This is a genomic window from Agrobacterium tumefaciens, from assembly GCA_025560025.1.
Taxonomy (GTDB): Bacteria; Pseudomonadota; Alphaproteobacteria; order Rhizobiales; family Rhizobiaceae; genus Agrobacterium.
Genome location: CP048485.1, coordinates 1880143 through 1901161 on the forward strand (window position 1 = coordinate 1880143; position 21019 = coordinate 1901161).

At 60.4% G+C, this 21019-nt stretch carries 16 protein-coding genes; 9 read left to right on the forward strand and 7 right to left on the reverse strand.

Going from position 1 to position 21019, the window contains the following annotated elements; genetic code table 11:
* The first annotated feature begins 128 nt into the window (after positions 1–128).
* The 6 genes from FY152_09265 (at position 129) to FY152_09290 (ending at position 6150) form a co-directional block, all read left to right on the forward strand.
* Positions 129–941, forward strand: coding sequence for a prolipoprotein diacylglyceryl transferase (locus FY152_09265; GenBank protein ID UXS33252.1), 813 nt, complete (start codon positions 129–131; stop codon positions 939–941).
* A 15-nt stretch (positions 942–956) separates the two neighbouring features.
* Positions 957–2057, forward strand: a complete 1101-nt coding sequence (locus FY152_09270; protein ID UXS32268.1) for a class I SAM-dependent methyltransferase — start codon at positions 957–959, stop codon at positions 2055–2057.
* Between the two features lie 150 nt (positions 2058–2207).
* Complete coding sequence (pgeF, locus tag FY152_09275; GenBank protein ID UXS32269.1) at positions 2208–3002, forward strand: peptidoglycan editing factor PgeF; 795 nt, start codon at positions 2208–2210, stop codon at positions 3000–3002.
* On the forward strand, positions 3003–4154 hold the full coding sequence (locus FY152_09280; protein UXS32270.1) for an aminopeptidase P family protein: 1152 nt from the start codon (positions 3003–3005) through the stop codon (positions 4152–4154). It begins immediately after the preceding gene.
* A gap of 90 nt (positions 4155–4244) precedes the next feature.
* Positions 4245–4997 carry a hypothetical protein gene (locus tag FY152_09285; GenBank protein UXS32271.1) on the forward strand — a complete coding sequence of 251 codons (753 nt, stop codon included), beginning with the start codon at positions 4245–4247 and terminating at the stop codon, positions 4995–4997.
* A gap of 220 nt (positions 4998–5217) precedes the next feature.
* Positions 5218–6150, forward strand: a complete 933-nt coding sequence (locus FY152_09290) for a ribose-phosphate pyrophosphokinase (protein ID UXS32272.1) — start codon at positions 5218–5220, stop codon at positions 6148–6150.
* Between the two features lie 313 nt (positions 6151–6463).
* Here FY152_09290 and FY152_09295 read toward each other — a convergent pair whose 3' ends face one another.
* Genes FY152_09295 through FY152_09310 form a run of 4 tightly spaced genes read right to left on the reverse strand, consistent with a single transcriptional unit; the run spans position 6464 to position 9932 of the window.
* The gene (locus FY152_09295; protein ID UXS32273.1) at positions 6464–7312 is read right to left on the reverse strand and encodes a phosphatase PAP2 family protein; all 849 of its coding nucleotides are present in this window, start codon (positions 7310–7312) and stop codon (positions 6464–6466) included.
* On the reverse strand, positions 7302–8810 hold the full coding sequence (locus FY152_09300; GenBank protein ID UXS32274.1) for a glycosyltransferase family 39 protein: 1509 nt from the start codon (positions 8808–8810) through the stop codon (positions 7302–7304). Before FY152_09300 ends, FY152_09295 begins: the two co-directional genes overlap by 11 nt.
* Entirely contained in the window at positions 8785–9072 is a 288-nt protein-coding gene (locus FY152_09305; GenBank protein ID UXS33253.1) for a lipid A biosynthesis protein, read from the reverse strand. The genes FY152_09300 and FY152_09305 overlap by 26 nt, the downstream gene beginning before the upstream one ends.
* 20 nt (positions 9073–9092) lie before the next feature.
* A complete protein-coding gene (locus FY152_09310; protein UXS33254.1) occupies positions 9093–9932 on the reverse strand; it encodes a glycosyltransferase family 2 protein in 840 nt (279 codons plus the stop codon).
* A gap of 190 nt (positions 9933–10122) precedes the next feature.
* On the opposite strand from FY152_09310, the gene FY152_09315 reads away from it, so the two are divergent.
* Entirely contained in the window at positions 10123–12390 is a 2268-nt protein-coding gene (locus FY152_09315) for a methyl-accepting chemotaxis protein (GenBank protein ID UXS32275.1), read from the forward strand.
* A gap of 190 nt (positions 12391–12580) precedes the next feature.
* On the opposite strand, the gene FY152_09320 is transcribed toward FY152_09315, so the two are convergent.
* The 3 genes from FY152_09320 to FY152_09330 form a co-directional block, all read right to left on the reverse strand.
* A complete protein-coding gene (locus tag FY152_09320) occupies positions 12581–14098 on the reverse strand; it encodes an aldehyde dehydrogenase (GenBank protein UXS32276.1) in 1518 nt (505 codons plus the stop codon).
* A 224-nt stretch (positions 14099–14322) separates the two neighbouring features.
* Complete coding sequence (locus tag FY152_09325; protein ID UXS32277.1) at positions 14323–15282, reverse strand: sigma-54-dependent Fis family transcriptional regulator; 960 nt, start codon at positions 15280–15282, stop codon at positions 14323–14325.
* Positions 15283–15390: 108 nt separating this feature from the next.
* On the reverse strand, positions 15391–17472 hold the full coding sequence (locus tag FY152_09330; protein ID UXS33255.1) for a bifunctional diguanylate cyclase/phosphodiesterase: 2082 nt from the start codon (positions 17470–17472) through the stop codon (positions 15391–15393).
* 306 nt (positions 17473–17778) lie between these two features.
* On the opposite strand from FY152_09330, the gene FY152_09335 reads away from it, so the two are divergent.
* Complete coding sequence (locus FY152_09335) at positions 17779–18384, forward strand: 50S ribosomal protein L25/general stress protein Ctc (GenBank protein UXS32278.1); 606 nt, start codon at positions 17779–17781, stop codon at positions 18382–18384.
* Between the two features lie 241 nt (positions 18385–18625).
* The gene (locus tag FY152_09340) at positions 18626–21013 is read left to right on the forward strand and encodes an EAL domain-containing protein (protein ID UXS32279.1); all 2388 of its coding nucleotides are present in this window, start codon (positions 18626–18628) and stop codon (positions 21011–21013) included.
* Positions 21014–21019 lie beyond the last annotated feature (6 nt).

A 21019-nucleotide genomic window follows, 5' to 3' on the forward strand; every position in this document is an offset into this window, starting at 1 on the left:
TCCTTGGCGTCAGGGAGACCGGTGAGCATCATCGCCCGGCCCCTTGAGGCAATGGATCATTCTGTTGTCCGCCCAGCAACGATGACGGAATATACGGATTGATAGCCGCTCCCACCCAACTAGCCATCATGCCATTTCCCAATATCGACCCGGTTGCCCTGTCCATCGGGCCTCTGGCGATCCATTGGTATGGCATTGCCTATGTCGCCGGCATCATGCTCGGCTGGTTTTATGCCCGCCGTCTCGCCCGTACGGATCGCCTCTGGCCAAACAATGTCTCGCCGATCTCGGCGCAGCATCTTGACGACTTCATCCTGTGGGCGGCCGGCGGCATCGTGCTCGGCGGGCGCATCGGCTATATCCTGTTTTACGATCTTGGCGCCGTCGCCGCCAATCCCATAAGGGCGCTTGAGATATGGAACGGCGGCATGTCGTTCCATGGTGGCCTCATCGGCACTACCATCGCCATGATCCTCTTTGCCCGCAAGAACGGCATCCCCGTCTGGAGCATGTTCGACGTCGTCGCCGCCGTCGCGCCCATCGGCCTGCTGTTCGGGCGCATCGCCAATTTCATCAATGGCGAATTGTGGGGCCGTATAGCCGACGTTCCCTGGGCGGTCGTATTCCCGACCGGCGGCCCGTTCGCGCGGCACCCGAGCCAGCTTTATGAAGCCGGCCTCGAAGGCCTCGTGCTTGTCGTCATTCTGGCAATCGCCATCTACGCCTTCAGGGCGCTGAAGATACCCGGCATCGTCACCGGCATCTTCGTCTGCGGTTACGCGCTGTCGCGCATCTTCGTGGAATTCTTCCGCGAGCCGGATGCCCAGATCGGTTATCTCGCCGGTAACTGGCTGACCATGGGCATGGTGCTTTCCACGCCGATGTTCCTTTTGGGCCTCTGGGCAGTCCTGCGCGCACGCAGCGCGAAAATAAGCGCCTAAGCGGTATGGCCTGCCATGACGACACCGCTTGCGCAACGCATCAAATCCCTTATCCGGCTCAACGGTCCGCTCAGCGTCACCGACTACTTCTCGCTTTGCCTCGCTGATCCCGAACACGGTTATTACAAGAGCCGCGAGCCCTTCGGCCGCTCGGGCGACTTCATCACCGCACCGGAGGTCAGCCAGCTTTTCGGCGAAATGCTCGGCGTTTTCGTGGTCCATGCCTGGCAGCGCCATGGCGCACCCGCGCAGACCCGGCTGGTGGAAATAGGCCCCGGCCGCGGTACGATGATGTCGGACATGCTGCGCGTCATCCGCCGCATCGCGCCGCCGCTCTACGAGACGATGCGGGTCCACCTGGTGGAGACCAGCCCTCGCCTTTCCGCCATCCAGAAGGAAACGCTTACCGCCCACGCCGACCGGCTGACATGGTATGAAAGCTTCGACGATGTGCCGGAAGGCTTCCTGCTCGTCGTCGCAAACGAGCTTTTCGATGCCATCCCGATCCGGCAATTCGTCAGGACGCCGCAGGGCTTTCGCGAACGCGTCGTCAGCCTCGATGTTAATGACGAACTCGTCTTCTCGACAGGCCTTGCCGGCATCGATCCGACGCTGCTGCCGCCCCTGCCCGAACGGCAGCCGGTCGGCACCATATTCGAAATCTCTCCCGCCCGTGAAGCCGTCATGACGGCGATCTGCCAGCGTCTGTCGATCCATGGCGGCACGGCGCTCGCCATCGATTACGGCCACCTGGTCGCCGGATTTGGTGACACATTGCAGGCGATGCGCGACCATGCCTTTGATCCGCCACTTGCCCATCCGGGGCAAGCGGATCTCACCAGCCATGTCGATTTCGAAAGCCTCGTCAGAACTGCCGAGGCAACCGGTGTGCATGTCAATGGCACCTTGAGACAGGGCGACTTTCTTTATGGTCTCGGCCTCAAGGAGCGGGCAGCTGCGCTTGCCGCAAAGGCGACACCCGACCAGACGCTTGAAATCGCCGAAGCCGTAAACCGTCTCGCCGGCGAAGGCGCCGGCAAGATGGGGGAACTTTTCAAGGTCATCGCCGTTTCAAGTCCCGCGCTCCATCTCCTGCCGTTTCGCGCGGTGGATTGACAGCGCAATAACCTCTGGGCCAACATCGCCGCGACACACGAAGCAGGCACACTGCATCACACGCGCCGCGCAACGAAGCGGCAACAGGAAACATCTCGCTTGACCCATCCCACTGGCCAAAGGCGATATTCTCCAAGGAACTCCCGCACCATGCAGAACGACACCTTGCCGCTCCCGATCCAGAGCCCCCTGCTCGCCGCCTTCAGTGAAAACCGCGTCCGTCACGGTTTTTTCACCCGGCAGGGCGGCGTCTCCGAGGGTCTTTATCAGGGTCTCAATGTCGGCCTTGGCTCCAATGACGAGCCGGAGCTGGTGCAGGAAAACCGCCGGCGCGTTACGCAATGGTTCGGCCTGTCCCCGGAACGCCTCGCCACCGTACATCAGGTCCATTCCCCTGATGTCCTGGTGGTCGATGAAAGCTATGACGGCAGCCGCCCGCAGGCCGATGCGATGGTGACGGCGACGCCGGGCTTCGTACTTGGCGTGCTGAGCGCCGATTGCGGCCCGATCCTCTTTGCCGATGCGGAAGCTGGCGTCGTGGGAGCCGCCCATGCCGGCTGGAAGGGCGCCCTCTTCGGCGTGCTCGAAAACACCATCGAGACCATGGTAAAGCTGGGCGCCAACCGCGACCGCATCGCCGCCTCGCTTGGCCCTTCCATCAGCCAGGCGAATTACGAGGTCGGACCGGAATATAAGGCCCGCTTCACCGATTTCGATCCCGCCTATGCGGCCTACTTCACCGCCTCCGAAAAAGACGGCCACGCCCTGTTCGACCTCAAGCAGTTTACGGTGGACCGTCTGGTCAAGACGGGTGTGCGGGCGGAAAATCTCGGCCTCTGCACCTATCCCGACGAAGAACGCTTCTATTCCTACCGCCGCACGACCCACAGAGCCGAGCCCGATTACGGGCGGCAGATTTCCGCAATCGCAATTCTGGAGGACTAAATGGCCCTGCACTTCGAGCTCTCGGAATTCGATGCCCGCCGCGAACGGCTGATTGCGAAGATGGCGGAAGAGAAACTGGACGCCATGCTGCTTTTCGCGCAGGAAAGCATGTACTGGCTGACCGGTTACGACACTTTTGGCTATTGTTTCTTCCAGACGCTGGTGGTCAAGTCGGACGGCTCCATGACGCTTCTGACCCGTTCGGCGGATCTGCGTCAGGCCCGCAATACCTCGACCATCGAAAATATTCTCATCTGGGTCGACCGGCCCAACGCCGACCCCACACTCGATCTTAAAAACCTCCTGAGCGATCTCGACCTGCTCGGCGCCAAGATCGGCGTTGAATACGACACCCACGGCATGACCGGGCGCGTCGCCCGCCTGCTGGACAACCAGCTTGCCAGCTTCTGCCAGATGATCGACGCCTCCTATCTGGTCAGCACCCTGCGGCTCATCAAAAGTCCCGCCGAGATCGCCTATGCCAGAAGGGCCGGCCAGTTGGCGGATGCGGCTCTGGACGCAGCCCTGGAACTCATCAAGCCGGGTGCCGACGAAGCCGCCATCCTTGCAGCGATGCAGGGTGCGGTTCTGGGCGGCGGCGGCGACTATCCCTCCAATGAATTCATCATCGGCTCGGGCGCAGATGCGCTTTTGTGCCGTTACAAGGCCGGCCGCCGCAGGCTTGATGACAAGGATCAGCTGACACTGGAATGGGCTGGCGTCAGTGCCCATTACCATGCCGCCATGATGCGCACCGTGGTGATCGGCGAACAGGATTTCCGCCAGAAGGAGCTTTACAGCGCCTGCCTGCAAAACCTCACCGCCATCGAGGAAGTATTGCAGCCGGGCAAGACCTTCGGTGATGTCTTCGACGTGCATGCCCGCGTCATGGACGAACGCGGCTTGACCCGCCACCGGCTGAATTCCTGCGGTTATTCGCTGGGCGCACGTTTCGCCCCCTCCTGGATGGAGCACCAGATGTTCCACACCGGTAATCCGCAGGAGATAACCAGCGACATGACGCTGTTCGTGCACATGATCGTGATGGACTCCGATTCCGGCACGGCGATGACGCTCGGCCAGACCTATCTGACCACGGACGGCGCTCCCGAGCCGCTCTCACGCCATAGTCTCGATCTTCTCACAGCTTAAATCGCCACCGGGTTTGACAGAGCGGGAAAACCGGCCCTACATTGCCGCCACCTTGGGCAAGAAGGAGCGGAACATGAGAGGGAACATCGCATGAGCCGGAAGGGGTTAGGCCCCCTTTTCCCAGCCCTCGTCGTCCCGGCGCTGGTGCTGGGCCTGTCGGCCTGCAACACGACAGAGGCGCTGACGCCGCAGGTGGATGTCGGCCACAACGGCTCACAATCGGGCCCGGTGACACAGGGCGATCTCGACCAGATGGCCGCCGCCGCCGACCGCGCGCCCGCCGGCGCTCCGGCAACAGCATCTTCCGTGCCCGCTTATGCACCGCAGAATTCCCTGCAGGCGCAGGCACAGGCGCTTTCCAACGGCAACCAATATGGCGAGCCTCTCAGCCAAAGCCAGCCACCCGCCCAATCCTTGCCTGCCAGCCAACCACAGCCGGCGCAGCAGACGGCAGCGCTGACCCCCGCCGCTTCCTCCGGCAACACCATCCGTTTCCTGCCGATCATCGGCGCGCCCGTTCAGGCCGTCACGCCGCTTTCGCGTCAGCTGGGGGCCGAGGCACGGGCAAAGGGACTGACAATCCGCGCGTCCAACGACAATTCGGCTGAGAACATCCTGAAGGGATATTTCTCCGCCTTCGCCGATGGCGGCAAGGTCAATGTCATCTATGTCTGGGATGTGCTGGACGCCAATGGCGTCAGGCTTCACCGCCTGCAGGGGCAGGAAACCATAGCCGCCAGGGGCAGCGATCCATGGGCCGCCGTAACCGACAGGGTCATGCAGGATATCGCCGCAAAAACGCTGAACGACTATTCGTCATGGAAGCAGTCTCAACGCGGATGAGGTGAAACGACGGGAGAAGTCACAGAGATTTCACGAAAATCATTGCGAAAGCGCGGAGTCCTCTTGCAATCGGAAGCAACAGCGCTATTAAGGCGCGCATGGCAACAAGGCGTATCCGGCAAAGGCTTTTCGGCCGGATGTTCCTCCCCTTGAACGACGCTTGGTTACGGCAAACACTTTTCCGTGGCGCAAGGCGATGGCATGGAAACAGGCGGCCGCAATGAAGGTTTTCGCAGGCAATTCGAACCGGCACCTTGCCGAAGCGATCTGCAAGTATCTCAACGTTCCCTTGGGAAATGCCACCGTAAAGCGGTTTGCTGACCAGGAAATTTTCGTAGAAATCAGTGAAAATGTGCGCGGCGAGGACGTTTTCCTCGTCCAGTCCACATCGTTTCCGGCAAACGATCATCTGATGGAACTGCTCATCATGATCGATGCCATGCGCCGCTCCTCGGCAAAGCGCATCACGGCGGTGCTTCCCTATTTCGGTTACGCCCGCCAGGACCGCAAGGCCGGCCCCCGCACTCCGATTTCCGCCAAACTCGTTGCCAATCTGATTACCGAAGCCGGCGCCGACCGCGTTCTCACCCTCGATCTCCATGCCGGCCAGATCCAGGGTTTCTTCGATATCCCCACCGACAACCTCTTCGCAGCGCCCATCCTGGCCCGCGATGTGAAGGATCATTACGACACCAACAACGTCATGGTTGTTTCGCCCGACGTCGGCGGCGTTGTCCGCGCCCGTGCGCTGGCCAAGCGCCTCGACTGTCTGCTGGCCATCGTTGACAAGCGCCGTGACCGTCCGGGCGAATCCGAAGTCATGAACGTCATCGGCGATGTTTCCGGCAAGGATTGCATCCTCATCGACGATATCGTCGATTCCGGCGGCACGCTCTGCAATGCGGCGGAAGCACTTCTCAAGAAGGGCGCCACCAGCGTCACCGCCTATATCACCCACGGCGTGCTTTCCGGCGGCGCGGTTGCCCGCGTTGCCTCCTCGAAGCTGCGCGAACTCGTCATCACCGACAGCATCCAGCCGACCACCGCCGTCCAGTCCGCGCATAATATCCGCGTGGTCAGCACAGCCGGTCTGCTCGGCGAAGCGATCAACCGCACAGCGCAGGAACAGTCGGTTTCCGGCCTGTTCGACTGATACGCTCTCGGTCTCTGCATGCTCGGGCCTGTCCCGAGCATCTGCAGCCTATTGATTTTGAGCTACGTTGGTGAATCCTCGGTACAAGACCGAGGATGACGTCGAGTATCGAGACAGGGTCGTCAACAGCCTGAACGTCCGCCAAATACAAACGCCTTTCAAGCAAACGCATGAAATGTTTGATCAAGGCGACGCTGGATATAGCGGCGTTCCACCGAGCAATGCGTGTCCCTGAAGGACAAGGCTCTGCCCTCCTCCCCGAAAACCCGCGCAAGCGTCCAGGGCACCATCAGCAACTATGCTTGATTGCCGCTCAGGACGATGCCGTCCCCGCACCCGGAGGCCCTTGCAGGCGTGTGGCGGCGGCTTTGATTTTCGGCCACCAGCGCCGGAAGCGGGCACGGACAGCATGGCTGCCATTACGCCACAGGCTGATTGCGTCGGCTGTCACGGCATCGCCGGTAAATACCTGGCGGTGGCGGGAGATCGCCAGCACCCGGTAGAGAAACAGCGTCGTCAGGGCCGAAAACAGAACCGACATCACCACATCGCTGAGGAAATGCCCGCCGGCTGCAATGCGCAGGCCTGACATGAGGATTATGGCGCCGGCGGCGGCGCTGCCCATGACAAACCGCCCGCGCCATTGCAGGCGATGCCAGACCAGCACACAGAGCGGCAGGAAAAAACTCGCGATGAGTGCGGTTTCTCCCGAGGAAAACGAACAGTTCGAATAACACTGCGTACTGAACTGGAAAGGCGGCGTGAACAATTGCTGCCCGCCAAAATCGCTGACGCTGAATGGCCGGGCACGGCCAATATTGGCTTTCAGCACCCCGTTCACCAGCAGCCCGGCGCAGAGAACCACCGGCCCCCAGAGAAAGGCCCAGACCCGCCAGCCCGTACGCTGCAAAGCGCCCAGCCGGATATTGCCGACAAAGACGATGAAGGCCAGAAGAGCGGCGAGTTCCGTCAGCTCGCGCAATGTGTCGCGGAGCCATTCGGGAAGCGGCTCGCGACCTGCCCACAGACGCCCTTCGGGAGAAAAGAACAGCGACGAGACCGCAAGATCGATCGACGGGAAGGTCGCGAACAGGATAACGAGCGCCAATGTGGCGAACATCACCCAGATCGTGATCCGCATATGCGAGAGATCATCGTCCATTAGCGCTCTCCGGAGTGCATTGCGGGAGCAGACGCCAGATTCCGATTTCCCTGCCTTCCAGAAAACCCGGCCCGGCAACCCAGCGGGAAAGCGGTGCCTCACCGGCAAGGCAAGCCGGCAGGGCATCCGAAATCGCCAGAAATACCGGAGTTCTCGCCTCGCCGGATTTCAGCGGATAAAGAAGAGCATAGTGGCTGGAAGGAACACCGGTTTCCGGCAGCGCCCGCAGCATGATCCCCTTCTCGTCCCGCAGCTGATAAAAAAGCTCGGCCAGAATGGAGCGATCAGAGGCAACGATGGCATCCGCCCCCGCCTCACGCGCCCGCGCGAAGCCTGTAGACACCAGCTCGGAGCGGCCGAGATACCGCTTCATCGCCAGTTCACCGCTCGGCAGGCGCAATTCGGTTCCGGCAATCGTCATCACCGGCAGGGCGATGGCAACGATGCCGCCGAGCACAAGGGTGGAAATGGTAAGCCAGCGCCGGGATGCCAGCACGGGCACCGCCAGAAGCACGCCCGCCGCATAGGCCCCCACCGCCCAATTGGCAAGCGCCCGCGACATCAGCCCCTGTGCCGTTATCAACAGCACGATCGGCACCGAAAGGGCGACCAGCGCCCGGGTTTCAGCACTCTTCGCGCGGAAGGTCGCGATGATCATGGCGACGAAGACGAAAGGCCCGACAACGCCCGCCTGCGAGAAGAAAAACTCAAGCGCCGGGCCGATTTTCAGCTGAACGCCGTGCCAGTTCGCATTATCCGCCGTGTGGCGCGCCGTCATGAAATCATGGGCCGCATTCCACCACAGATTGGGAGCGATGACGGCGACGCAAACAAGGGCGGCGATGCCCGCGTCACGCAGCCGGATGCGCCAGGCTTCGCAAAGCCAGCCGGCGGCGATGAAACAGGGCAGGAAATAGATCATCGCATATTTCGACATCAGGCCGAGGCCGAAACAGAGACCGAGAGCAAGGCCCCAGCCCATCGCCGGTTTGCCCGCGCTTCGGGCCAATGCCAGCTTGCGCACGCAGATCATCGACAGCACGATGAACAGCATCATCGGCGTATCGGTCGAGATCAGCAGGCTGCCCAGCGTCACGGCGGGCAATGTCAGATAGATGACCGCAGCCAGCGACGCGAGCCTGATATCATAGATCATGCGCCCGAGCACAAGAATGGCCGCTGCCGCCACACCATGGACCACGGGTGCGGCAAACCGCACCTGAAATGTGCCCTCGCCGCCGCCCAGAATGCTGAATGCGCGAATGAGCCAGCCGATCAGGGGCGGCTTGGAATAGGCGCCGAGCGCCATCTCGCGGCCCCATAACCAATATTGCGCCTCATCAACGAAGAGGTCAGTTCGGTTGAGGGCAAGACCGAGGATACGCAGCACCGTCACAAGCACGATTGCCGCAAGCGCAAGCGTCATCCATCGGCGCTGCTCGCTTGCCTGTAGATGGGGCAACGCCGCCACATCATGCATGCTGGCGGCGTTCTGCATGGATCAACCAGAGATTACGGGCATAGATGAACAGGCCGGACGCCTGCCCCATGACGAAAACCGGGTCGCGGCGCCAGACGGCATAGGACAGGAGCACCAGACCACCGAGAACGGAGAAATACCAGAAGGCCACCGGCATGACCGAACGGTTCGCCCGTTCCGACGAAATCCATTGAACCAGAAAACGCATGGTGAACAGCATCTGGCCCATGAAGCCGATGCAGACCCAGAGAAATTCCTTCCAGCTGTCCACATGCAGCATGGACCATAAGGCCGGTGTATTCACGGCGATGTCTCCGTTTTGAAAGTTTCAGCCCAGCTTGCCCGCTTGCGCCGCCGCAACAGCCAGGCAACGCCGATCAGATCGTGGATGCCCACAAGCGCGCGACCGATATTGGTGTAGTGGGAATTGCCATGCAGGCGCGCTCGATGCGTGACGTCGACATGGGCGACCTGCCAGCCGTCACGGTTGAACAGCGCCGGGAAATAGCGGTGGTGATGGTCGAAATAGGGCAAGGCGAGATAGGCGTCGCGGCGGAAGGCCTTGAGGCCGCAGCCGGTGTCACGCGTGCCGTCCTTCAATATCCGCGCCCTCAAGCCATTGGCGAAGCGGGAGGAAAGGCGCTTTCCAAGCGTATCACGCCGGCCGACGCGCTGGCCGGCCACGAGCCCGAGCCGGCTCGGGGCACTGGCGGTAAGAAGGGGTGCGAGAAGTGCCGGCAGATTGTCCGGCGGGTTCTGCCCGTCTCCGTCAAGCATGCAGATGATCGGTGCACGCGCCGCCTGCACACCGCTATGGATTGCCGCCGATTGCCCGCCCTGACGGTCGTGCCTGACCAGCCGCAGCATGGGATAACGCCCGCCAAGCGAAAGTGCGACATCCGCCGTGCGGTCGGAGGACGCGTCATCAACCACGACGATCTCGAACCGGCCGACCGGCTGACAGGCGGCCACAATCTCCGCCACGAGTGTTTCGACACTGGCTTCTTCATTGTGCATGGGCACGACAACGGCGAAATCCGGGGTCGGTCTCAAGGTGGCTCCGTCATATCCGTCTGCGCGAGTTCCGCAAACATCGTCGATAGTGGCGGGAGAAGGAGCGCGAAAAGCTTGCATGAATATGAACAGCCGTTGAACTTCGCACGGTATGCGCCCGTTCTGTTTCAGTTTTATTACGGGTTACGACGCCTCCGGGGTCGGCAATTTTCTCGCGGTATGCGGGAAATAATCATACAATTCTCCGGCTCCTTAACGCGACCGTAAACAATTGTTGCGACGCTGCGGCAACGTTCTTTTGGGGGGAGGAAACAGGATGCCGGGTGCAAATCCGACTGCTGTCAAAGCTAAATCATTGTCTATAAAAGCCAAATTCGCAGCGCTCGTCACGGGCGCGACGCTGGTTTCATGCCTTTCGGTAGGGCTGCTGTCATATGAGATGGGCAAGTCCGGCCTGATCGACGCCAGCGAAATCAGGCTCGAAACGGTTGCAGGAAATCAGTCCAAGCAGCTTGATGCCTATACGCTGCGCGTCGAACAAAGCATTTCCGAGCTGTCGCAGAATGCCGCGATCGCACAGGCGCTGGAAACCATGACCACCGTTGTGCCGACGGAAAAGGAAGCGATCATCCAGGCTTTCCGCCGCGAAAACGTATCCGAGGAAGAGCGCGCCTCCTTCAGCGGCGAAGGATTGCGGCTGCTTTACGCCATCCGTCACGCGACAATCAACGCGGCCATTGCCAGCGTCTGGCGCAACACCCGGGTCAGCGACATCTATGTGATCGACAAGGCCGGTCTCATTATCTATTCCGTGACCAAGGGCAAAAACTTCCTGACCAATGTGTCGGAACCGCAAAACAGCACGATCAAGGAATTGTTCGACCGTATCGAAGCGGGCAAGGATGGCGTCGTCAGCACCACCGGGTTCGGCGTTGGCGGGGCCAATGATTCTGCCTTGGTCGGCATGCCGCTCGCGGTCTCGAACTGGGGCCAGCTGCAGCGCAAGGGTGCTGTCATCATGCGCATTTCACCCGACCGGATCGGCGCGGTGGTCACCCCCGAGGAAACAGGCAAGTCGATCGATGACGCCGTTCTTCTGAGCGCGGAAGGCAAGCTGCGGGCGGGTGTTCTCTCGGCCGGCGCCGATGCCGCCGTTTCCGAAAGCCTTGTGGCCCTTTCGAACACCAGCGAAGCCGGAACGGTGATGGCGCAGACGCCTGCGGGCAACATCTTCTACGCCTATCGCCCGGTCTCCGTCTTCGGACAGAAGCATCTTCTGGCGATCGGTCAGCAGGAAAGCAAGGTTCTCGCCGCCGCCAACGATCTGGCCTTCTGGGCGACGCTGGCGACGCTGGCGGTCCTTGCCGTCATGACGCTCGTCGGCATCTTCGTTTCCGCCAGCCTGACCAAGCCGCTGACAGGTCTTGCCGGGCTGATGGAGCGCCTGAACGGCGGTGAAAACGATATCGAAATCAAGGCGGTCTCCCGTGGCGACGAGATCGGCACCATGGCGCGCGCACTGGAATCCTTCCGCCAGGGCATTCTCGACAAGCAGCACATGGAAGCCGAGTCCCATCGCAAGAGCGAGGAGCTGGACGAGGAACGCGCCCAGCGTGAAATGGAAAAGGCAAGAAGCGCCAGGGAACTGGAAGAGGCTGTCGACGCCCTTGCAACCGGTCTCGCCAATCTTGCGGCCGGCAGGCTCGATCTTCGCATCGAAAAATCCTTCGTGCCGTCGCTCGACCATCTGCGCATCGACTTCAACAACTCCATCGCCGGGCTGGACGCGACGATCTCCAGCATCGGCGAAAGCGCCAATGCCATCCGCTCCGGCTCCGGCGAACTGAAAAGCGCTTCGGAAGACCTGTCGCGCCGCACGGAACGCCAGGCTGCGGCACTTGAAGAAGCCGCAGCGGCACTCGGAGATATGACGCAGGCCGTCAATGTCTCCCTGTCACGCTGCAACGTCGCCGTCGAGGCAACGGCGGGCACGATGCAGGACGCCCATAAATCCACGGCCGTCGTGAAGGAAGCGATCGTCGCCATGGAACGCATCGAGACCTCATCGGCCAAGATTCGCCAGATCATCGACGTCATCGACCAGATCGCCTTCCAGACCAATCTGCTGGCGCTGAATGCCGGTGTGGAAGCCGCCCGCGCCGGCGAGGCCGGCAAGGGCTTTGCGGTCGTGGCGCAGGAGGTTCGCGAACTCGCCCAGAAATCGGCGGCCGCCGCCCGTGACATCACGACGCTGATCGCCACGTCCGCAGGCGATGTGGAAAGCGGTGTGGCGCTGGTGCTGAAGACCGGCGAAAGCCTCGAGCAGATCCAGAAACGCATCCAGTCGGTCAACGACCAGATCGGCGAAATCGCCACGGCGTCGCGCGAACAGTCCGGCCGCCTCAGCGAAATCAATGCCTCCGTCAACGAACTCGACCATGTCACCCAGCAGAATGCGGCGATGGTGGAGGAAACGACGGCTGCTGCCTTCTCGCTGGCGAACGAGGCGGACGGCCTGACCGAGCAGGTGGGACAGTTCTCGGTAGGCGAAACCCGGCAGCGGGACCAGCGCTACGCGGCCTGATCGGAACAAAAAGAGCGAGGATGACGGAGGGGAGGTTTTCCGCTCCCCGTCATCAAAAAGGCCGGAGGCAAAACCTCCGGCCTTTTATTTTGCCTGAGAACCCGATCCGGGCTCCCAGGGGCCGAAGCCCCTGGGAACACGCCGGCGGCGCAGGATCACGATGATCCGTCGCCGGCTTCCGGGGAGGAACTCAGAAGAAGCCAACCTTGTTCGGGCTGTAGGATACGAGCAGGTTCTTGGTCTGCTGGTAGTGATCGAGCATCATCTTGTGGGTCTCACGACCGATACCCGACTGCTTGTAACCGCCGAAAGCCGCACCCGCCGGATAGACATGGTAGCAGTTCGTCCACACACGGCCCGCTTCGATGCCCCGGCCCGCCCGGTAGGCGACATTGGTATCCCGGCTCCAGACCCCGGCGCCCAGACCGTAAACCGTGTCATTGGCGATTTCGAGCGCTTCCTCCACCGTCTTGAAGGTGGTGACGGAAACAACCGGGCCGAAGATTTCTTCCTGGAAAATCCGCATCTTGTTGTTGCCTTCGAAGACCGTCGGCTGGATGTAATATCCGTCTTTCAGGTCGCCGGTCAGCGTCTTGCGGTCGCCGCCGGTCAGAACCCTTGCGCCTTCCTTCTTGCCGATATCAAGATAGCTCATGATCTTGTCGAACTGTTCCTGCGAGGCCTGTGCGCCAAGCATGGTCGACGGATTGAGCGGATCGTCCTGGCTGATGGCCTGAACGCGCTTGATCGCCTTCTCCATGAAGCGGTCATAGATCGATTCATGCACCAGCGCACGCGAGGGGCATGTGCAGACCTCACCCTGGTTGAGCGCGAAGAAGGCGAAACCTTCTAGCGCCTTGTCGAGGAAGGCGTCGTCTTCGTTCATCACATCGGCAAAGAAGATGTTCGGCGACTTGCCGCCCAGTTCCAGCGTGATGTTGGTGACGTTGTCAGCCGCATAACGCATGATTTCCTTGCCGACCGAGGTGGAGCCGGTGAAGGCGATCTTGGCGATGCGATTGCTCTGCGCCAGCGGCTTGCCGGCTTCAAGACCGGTACCATTGACGATGTTGAGAACGCCGGGCGGCAGCAGGTCTTCGATAAGCTCCATCACGACGAGAATGGAGGCAGGCGTCTGTTCGGCCGGCTTCAGCACGACGCAATTACCGGCGGCAAGAGCGGGCGCGAGTTTCCAGGCGGCCATCAGGATCGGGAAGTTCCACGGTATGATCTGACCGACGACGCCGAGCGGTTCATGGAAATGATAGGCGACCGTGTCGTTGTCGATTTCGCCGATCGTGCCTTCCTGTGCGCGGATGCAGCCCGCGAAATAACGGAAATGGTCGATCGTCAGCGGAATATCCGCATTGGTTGTTTCACGCAGCGGCTTGCCGTTATCCCAGGTTTCGGCCCGCGCGATGAGGTCGAGATTGTCCTCGATACGCTGGGCGATCTTGAGCAGGATGTTGGAGCGTTCCGTAACGCTCGTCTTGCCCCATTTTTCCCGTGCCTTGTGGGCCGCATCCAGTGCGAACTCGATATCGGCCGCATCCGAGCGCGGAACCTCGCAGATCTTGTGACCCGTCACCGGTGACAGATTGTCCATGTAGCGGCCGGATTTCGGCTCCACCCACTTGCCGCCGATGTAGTTGCCGTATTTCAGCTTGAAGGGCGCTTCGCCGGCTTTCTGCTGAACCTGAATATTCATGATTTCATCCTCCCTGATGAAAACGATCCGCGACGGACCGCATGGGAGAAAGGTGGGCCTAGATGGCGGCGGCCGGTAGTGGGGCGTCGTGGTTCCGCATCGCACATTGTCTCACATCTGCGACAAACCCGCGCGACAGATCGGTTTAACGGCAAATGAGGCCGGTTTCTGCGTGAAATGAGGCCTGAACTCGGTCTGAAACCTCTATTTCAAGGGTTCTGCCCTCAGTGCACGGCAAGCTTCTTCATCTTGCGGTGAAGCGTCGCCCGGCTGATACCGAGCAGGGATGCGGCCTGCGTGACATTGCCATTCGTGCGGGAAAGAACGCGGCGCAACGCCGAGCGCTCCGCTTCCGCAAGATCGGAACCGCCATCGTGACGCTGCTCCTGCAAAACATCCGAAGCTGGCACCCCCTGCGCGATGGCATGGTCATCGAGCTTCAGCGCCAGACGCGCCGCACGTGTCGCCCCCAGAACAAGATCGTCCTGATCCACGGCAAGCAGCGAAAGAGCCGCGCCAAAGCTCGTCGGCACCACAACGATGCGTGCGCCGGGAAAGGCGCGGCGGAAAAGATTGCCCTCGATGCGCTGCGCCGCATCCCTCACCGCCTGGGTGACGAAGGAGAAGGTCATCTCATTGATGTCGTCGCGGCAGGTGGAGATATCGAGCGCACCGGTCACCCTACCCGTGTGGTCGCGGATGGGCGCCGTGGTGCAGCAGAGTTCCGTATTGGATGTGAAAAAATGCTGATCGCGATAAACCACCACCGAACGCTCGTCGACAAGCGCCGTACCGATACCGTTGGTGCCCACGCTTGCCTCGCTCCAGACCGCACCGGACCAGAGGCCGAGCGCACGGAAATCGCGGTCATCACCGGCGGCACCGCGCCGTTCCAGCGCAACGCCCTGCGCATCGGTCAAAAGCAGGCAGCAGCCGGACTTGCCGACGCTGTGGAAAATACGGTCGAGTTCGTCGCTGCTTTCGGCGATCAGCCCGGCAGAGCTTTCGCGGGCGCGGCGAAATTCGAACTCGCTGAGGAAGATCGGTTTGCGGTTTTCCTCTGGCGCAAGGCGATGCTTGACCATGCAGCGGCGCCATGAGGCGATGATCGGGGAACTTGCGGCTGCGGAACGCTGGCGTGCTGTTTCATACACGCGTTCTGCATGGGCGATGTCTGTCGGCATTCGCTCCTCCCAAAGCTTTTCGGCGATGGTGCGCTGGAAGCGTTCCCGTTTCAACTAAAAACTTCGCGACCGGCATTCCTCGGCGCAACCGCGGGCTGCGCCGGACAATCAGACAGCCTTGAAGTAACGCCGCCCCGTGGTGATTTTCGGCTCGTCTTCCACCGTCAGGAAGGTATCGTCCACAAGATTGGCGATGGAGGTCAGTGGCCCGGGTCTGCCGAAGAAGAAGCCCTGCACCTGCAGGCAGCCTTCCCGTCGCAGGAATTCGATATGGGCCTTGGTCTCCACCCCTTCCGCAAGCACGGGAATATTTAGGCTGTGCGCCAGAATGAGCGTCGAACGGACAATCGCCTCCGACTGTACGTTGGTCGACAGGCCATCGATGAAGGCACGGTCGATCTTGATCTTGTCGAAAGGGAAGCTTTGCAGGGTCGACAGGGAGGAATAGCCGGTGCCGTAGTCATCCATGGCGATCTTGACGCCAAGCGCCTTGAGCTTGCGGATGGTGACGAGCGCATGGCGGTGGTCGGCGATAATGCTGCCTTCCGTGATTTCCAGTTCCAGCCTCTCCGGCGCAAGCCCGGTATCGGCGAGAATTCTCTCGACCTTCTCGGGAAAATCATTATCCGCAAGCTGCTGCGGCGCGACATTGACAGCGATGGAAAGCGATTTCTTCCAGAGAGCCGCCTGCGCACAGGCTTCACGCAGAACCCATTCGCCCAGATCGACGATGAAGCCGGTCTGTTCGGCGATCGGAATAAATTCGGCAGGCGAGACCATGCCGCGCTCCGGATGGTTCCAGCGCAAAAGCGCCTCAAAACCGACGATACTGCCGCTCCTCGTATCGTTCTGCTGCTGGTAATAAAGCTCAAACTCATTACTGGCGAGGCCGCTGCGCATGGCAATCGCCAAGACGTTGCGCGCGCGGGCCGCCTCGTCCATGGACTTATCGTAGAAGCAGATCGTATCCGAAGTCCCGCTTTTCGCGCGGTACATGGCGACATCGGCCTGCGCCATCAGCGTATCGGCGTCGATGGCGCTGGTATTGCGCACCGATATGCCCACGCTCGCGCCCACGCAGAATGTCTGCCCGTTCCATTCGACCGGCTTGCTGATCTGTTCGATCAATCGCTGGGCAAATTCCGCGCCATCGGCACGGGTGTAATAGGAATGGGTCATCGCCACGAACTCGTCACCGCCCATACGGGCCAGAAACTCGCCGGCTTTCAGGACGGAACTCGCCCGGTCGGCGATGGCGCGCAGCACGGCATCGCCCGCCGCATGACCATGCACGTCATTGATTTCCTTGAAACGGTCGAGATCGATGGACAGGAGCGCCGTATGTGCACCCATGGAAAGATGGCGCGTGCGGCGATTGAGATGCTCAATGAATGCCGCCCGGTTGGGAATGCCCGTCAGCGGATCATGCAGCGAAAGATGGCGATATCGGGCAACCGCCTGCTGGGTGGACTGGGCATCGATGACATAGGTGGAAAGCCCGAGCGCCAGAAGCAGAAGCGTCACCGCGATGGCGCCGCCACCCATGACGGCCGGCGGCAGGAGATTTTCCGGAATGACGATGCGCGGATCAAACGCGAAGGACATCGAGGCCATGCCGGTATAGTGCATCGAGGCGATGGCAAGGATGAGAAAGGTTACCGCGCTGTACTGGCAGAACCAGTTGACCGGGCGCGCGACGCGATTGATTGCAATGGCGCCCAGCACCGCTCCCAGCACCAGCGAGGCGATGACATAGCCCTGGTTCCAGAAAATCATGCCCTGAACATTGTAGGCAGCCATGCCGGTATAGTGCATGGCGGCAATGCCGAGGCCGAGTATCAACCCGCCCGCTTCCACCAGCACGCTGCGCCCGCCATAGGCTGAAATGCCGAAACCCGCTGTTGTGGTCACAATGGCGATAAGCAGCGACAGTCCCGTCAGATAGGGATCGTAACCGACATCGCCGGCAGCGACATAACCCAGCATTGCCACGAAATGGGTTGTCCATATCGCCGCACCGCCGTTCACGCCTGCCAGAAACAGCCAGTTGATCTTCTGCACGCCCGTTGCCAGACGCGCCCTTGAAAAAAGACGTATGGTAACGAAGCTTCCTAACATGCAGACGAAGACCGCTGCGGCGGTATATCGATAGTCGTGATCGACGGCGAGGCATTGCAGAACTTTGAGCATTGTCATCTACACAATTGGAATTCCGGGATGCTTTATCATTTGCCAAGTTTGCAGCGGGTTTATATGCATGGATAAGCATAGATTAAACTTTTCACCGCCTGCTTGAATTAGAATAATCTAATTAAATCAAGGCATGATATTCCGGCGAGAGACGCGGCCCTTGTCTTTATGTGCCGTTTGTATTATAGCGCCCGCACCCGTGTAGACACCCTTGGAGGCAACGCGGGCGGGATGGCTTCAAAGCCTCTCCAGTTCAGGCCGCTCTGTTCGGCGTGAACTCTCCATATAACCTCGAAAGGAATTGCCATGAGCAAAGAATCGTATGAGCTCAAGGCCGAGGCGCGCGAACGAGTTGGTAAGGGGTCCTCTCGTGAACTTCGCCGCAACGGTTTGATTCCCGCTGTCATCTATGGTGACAAGCAGGCCCCCATTTCCATCGCCCTGTCGACCAATGAAGTCACCAAGCGTATCCACGCTGGCGGTTTCATGACGACGGTTGCGATCATCGACGTCGACGGCAAGAAGATCAAGGTTCTCCCGAAGGATTACCAGCTTGATCCGGTCCGCGACTTCACCATGCATGTCGACTTCCTGCGCGTTTCGGGCAACACGCTCGTCAACGTTGAAGTTCCGGTTCACTTCGTCAACGAAGAAAAGTCGGACATCAAGATCGGCGGCGTTCTGAACATCGTTCGTCACACGGTGGAATTCCACTGCCCGGCCAACGACATTCCGGAATTCATCACGGTTGATCTCTCTGGTCTGAAGATCGGTGACAACGTTCACATTTCGAATGTGAAGCTGCCGAAGAACATCACGCCTGTGATCGCCGACCGTGACTTCACGATCGCAACGATCGTTGCTCCGGCTGGCGGCGTTGCAGAAGAAACGGCTGAAGAAGCTTCCGAATAATAATCGGCGGCCGCAAGGCCGGACAGCTCCAGACATTTAAGCCCGTTCCGTTTTCGGAACGGGCTTTTTAGTTTTTATGAACTTTAAAGACAGAAACCCTTCTGCCCCGTGCATGATGCCGGACCTGTTTCAGCGTCGATTAACAATTCCATGAAACGATACCCTTGCGCTGTCATGAAAACACCGGACGGGTGGAAAATGCGGCGCAGCAATTCAGGGGCAAGGGTAACTGCAATAGAACATGGCTCATTCCGTCGAAAGCCGCTTCATCGCGATTGTTTCCGGCGCACTTCTTACAGTGGTCGCTCCGCTATTCACGCTTTTGCTGACGCTCTCCTATCACGAGGCTATTCGCAGCCAGCGCAATCACCTTGAAATTCTGCTGTCGACAAATGCCCAGGCGCTTGCCCGCCCCCTGTGGGATCTCGACGACGACACGATAAACCAGATTACCGGGACCCTCGTTTCCGACCCCATGATCAAGATGGTCGAGGTCAAGGACACCTCCGGCCAGCTCGACATCGTTCAGACAGCCGGCAGCGACATCATTCAGGACGCCTCCTCGACGACGCGCGACGTCGCCTACAAAACCACCAAGGGCTCCGTCAAGGTCGGGCAGCTGACGATCTATTATGACGATGTCAGCCTTCTGACCTCTCTCAGTCGCACCGAATTGTCGTTCATCACGATTTTCATCCTTGCCATTCTCACCATTGTGCTGGCGGCCATTGCCGGTAACCGCTTCATGGTCATCCGCCCGCTGATGCGGCTCGCAGCCGCCATTGAGGCGACCCGGCGCCTCGGCTCGCGTCACCACGTCGACTGGCGGTCGAAGGACGAGATCGGCAGGCTGGCGAAGAGCTTCAACGAGATGCAGACCCAGCTCGAAAAGGAAGAGCTGGAGATCAAGAACGCCCATGAGCGGAAGACGGAAATCTACAACCGGACGCCCGCCATGCTGTTCTCGCTCGACAGACACGACCGCATCGCCGCCGTCAGCGACTATTGGGTGCAGGCGACCGGTTACGACCGCGCGAAGATACTTGGCCTGAATTTCGCCGATCTCATCCACCCGGATGATCGCTTCCTGTTCCAGAAACGCAAGGCTGCCCAGCAGTTGCCGGACGCCGCGCATACCGGCATCACCGTCCGCTTCCATTGCATGGATGGCGACGTCATGGACGCGCTCATCCTCGAAAAAGCCCTAGATTCCGGCGATGCCACACAGCAGAGCACATGTCTCTGCGTCATGACTGATGTGACCGAGTTGCGCCAGTCGGAAAAGCGCAACCGCCAGCAGGCCATTTCCGACCATCTGACCGGCCTTTTCAATCGCCAGGGTTTTGAGGCGATCCTCGACCTGCAGATTCGCGATGCGGACCGGAACGGCAGCGAACTGGCTTGCCTGTTCATCGACCTCGATCGGTTCAAGGCCATCAACGACAATCTCGGCCATGCGGCGGGCGACGCGGTTCTGCGGGAATTCACAATGAAGCTCGAGCCGCTGCTGACGCCGCTCGACAGCGCCTCGCGCCTGGGCGGCGACGAATTTGCCATTCTGCTCGCCGGCGACAAGGTGGAAGAGCGCGCCCTGCAGTTCTGCGAACGCGTCTGCACCATGCTGGACACGCCCTTCGAGATCGAGAACAACAGCATCCGTCTCAGCGCCAGTATCGGCATGGCCGTCTATCCTCTGCATGCTTCCAGCGCCTCGGAGCTTTTGCAGAATGCCGACATGGCCATGTATACCCGCAAAAGAACCGGCAAGAACGGTTCGCAGGTCTTTGACAGCTCGATCATGGACCGGGCGCGCGAGCATGCGGAACTGGAACGGGATATAGCGCAGGCGCTCTCCGACGACTGGTTCGAGGCTTATTTCCAGCCGATTCAGGACCTTGCAAGCGGCCGGACGGCGGGTTTCGAGGCGCTGTTGCGTCTTAACCACCCGGAAAAGGGTCTGCTCTCCCCCGCCGCCATCATCAGCCTTGCGGAGGAAAACGGCACGATCCACCGCATCGGCAACGTCATCCTCGATCAGTCGATCGCCAATCTCGCACGGCTGTCGCGCCTGCCGGGTATGGAGCAGACATATGTGGCGGTGAATTTTTCGCCGTTGCAGTTCGAGCCGGGATTGCCGACGCGTATTGCCGGCGTGCTGCATCGGCACGGTATTCTCCCCAAACGGCTGGTCATCGAGATCACCGAAGCTGTGATCATGAAGGACGACCCGCAAATCCGGGCGATCCTCAACGCCATTCATCAGCTGGGCTGCCGCATCGCACTGGACGATTTCGGAACAGGTTACTCGTCGCTCAGCTATCTCAGCCGTTTTCCAGTCGATATCGTCAAGATTGACCAGTCTTTCACCCGCTCGATCTGCGACGACACAATGGAGATAAGACAGCGCAACCGCATGCTGGTGGAGGGCATCGCCGCCATCTCCCACAAGATGAACTGCGCCGTCATCGCCGAAGGCGTTGAGACGGAAGAGCAGAAGGAGCTTCTGACGGCGATAGGCGCGGATTACGGACAGGGCTACCTGTTTGCACGTCCGCAACCCATCGGAAAACTGATCGACGCATTGGACGCGGCTTCCGGCGCAAGCCACCCCGCGGCGCGACAAGCCTGAGCCGGT

What these genes read in the sequence shown, in the direction of transcription:
- FY152_09315 (UXS32275.1), top strand. Translation starts at nt 10,123, where the DNA reads ATGCCGGGTGCAAATCCGACTGCTGTCAAAGCTAAATCATTGTCTATA.
- FY152_09265 (UXS33252.1), top strand. Translation starts at nt 129, where the DNA reads ATGCCATTTCCCAATATCGACCCGGTTGCCCTGTCCATCGGGCCTCTG.
- FY152_09285 (UXS32271.1), top strand. Translation starts at nt 4,245, where the DNA reads ATGAGCCGGAAGGGGTTAGGCCCCCTTTTCCCAGCCCTCGTCGTCCCG.
- FY152_09280 (UXS32270.1), top strand. Translation starts at nt 3,003, where the DNA reads ATGGCCCTGCACTTCGAGCTCTCGGAATTCGATGCCCGCCGCGAACGG.
- FY152_09325 (UXS32277.1), bottom strand. Translation starts at nt 15,282, where the DNA reads ATGCCGACAGACATCGCCCATGCAGAACGCGTGTATGAAACAGCACGC.
- FY152_09305 (UXS33253.1), bottom strand. Translation starts at nt 9,072, where the DNA reads ATGCTGCATGTGGACAGCTGGAAGGAATTTCTCTGGGTCTGCATCGGC.
- FY152_09270 (UXS32268.1), top strand. Translation starts at nt 957, where the DNA reads ATGACGACACCGCTTGCGCAACGCATCAAATCCCTTATCCGGCTCAAC.
- FY152_09290 (UXS32272.1), top strand. Translation starts at nt 5,218, where the DNA reads ATGAAGGTTTTCGCAGGCAATTCGAACCGGCACCTTGCCGAAGCGATC.
- FY152_09295 (UXS32273.1), bottom strand. Translation starts at nt 7,312, where the DNA reads ATGGACGATGATCTCTCGCATATGCGGATCACGATCTGGGTGATGTTC.
- FY152_09340 (UXS32279.1), top strand. Translation starts at nt 18,626, where the DNA reads ATGGCTCATTCCGTCGAAAGCCGCTTCATCGCGATTGTTTCCGGCGCA.
- pgeF (UXS32269.1), top strand. Translation starts at nt 2,208, where the DNA reads ATGCAGAACGACACCTTGCCGCTCCCGATCCAGAGCCCCCTGCTCGCC.
- FY152_09320 (UXS32276.1), bottom strand. Translation starts at nt 14,098, where the DNA reads ATGAATATTCAGGTTCAGCAGAAAGCCGGCGAAGCGCCCTTCAAGCTG.
- FY152_09300 (UXS32274.1), bottom strand. Translation starts at nt 8,810, where the DNA reads ATGCAGAACGCCGCCAGCATGCATGATGTGGCGGCGTTGCCCCATCTA.
- FY152_09330 (UXS33255.1), bottom strand. Translation starts at nt 17,472, where the DNA reads ATGCTCAAAGTTCTGCAATGCCTCGCCGTCGATCACGACTATCGATAT.
- FY152_09335 (UXS32278.1), top strand. Translation starts at nt 17,779, where the DNA reads ATGAGCAAAGAATCGTATGAGCTCAAGGCCGAGGCGCGCGAACGAGTT.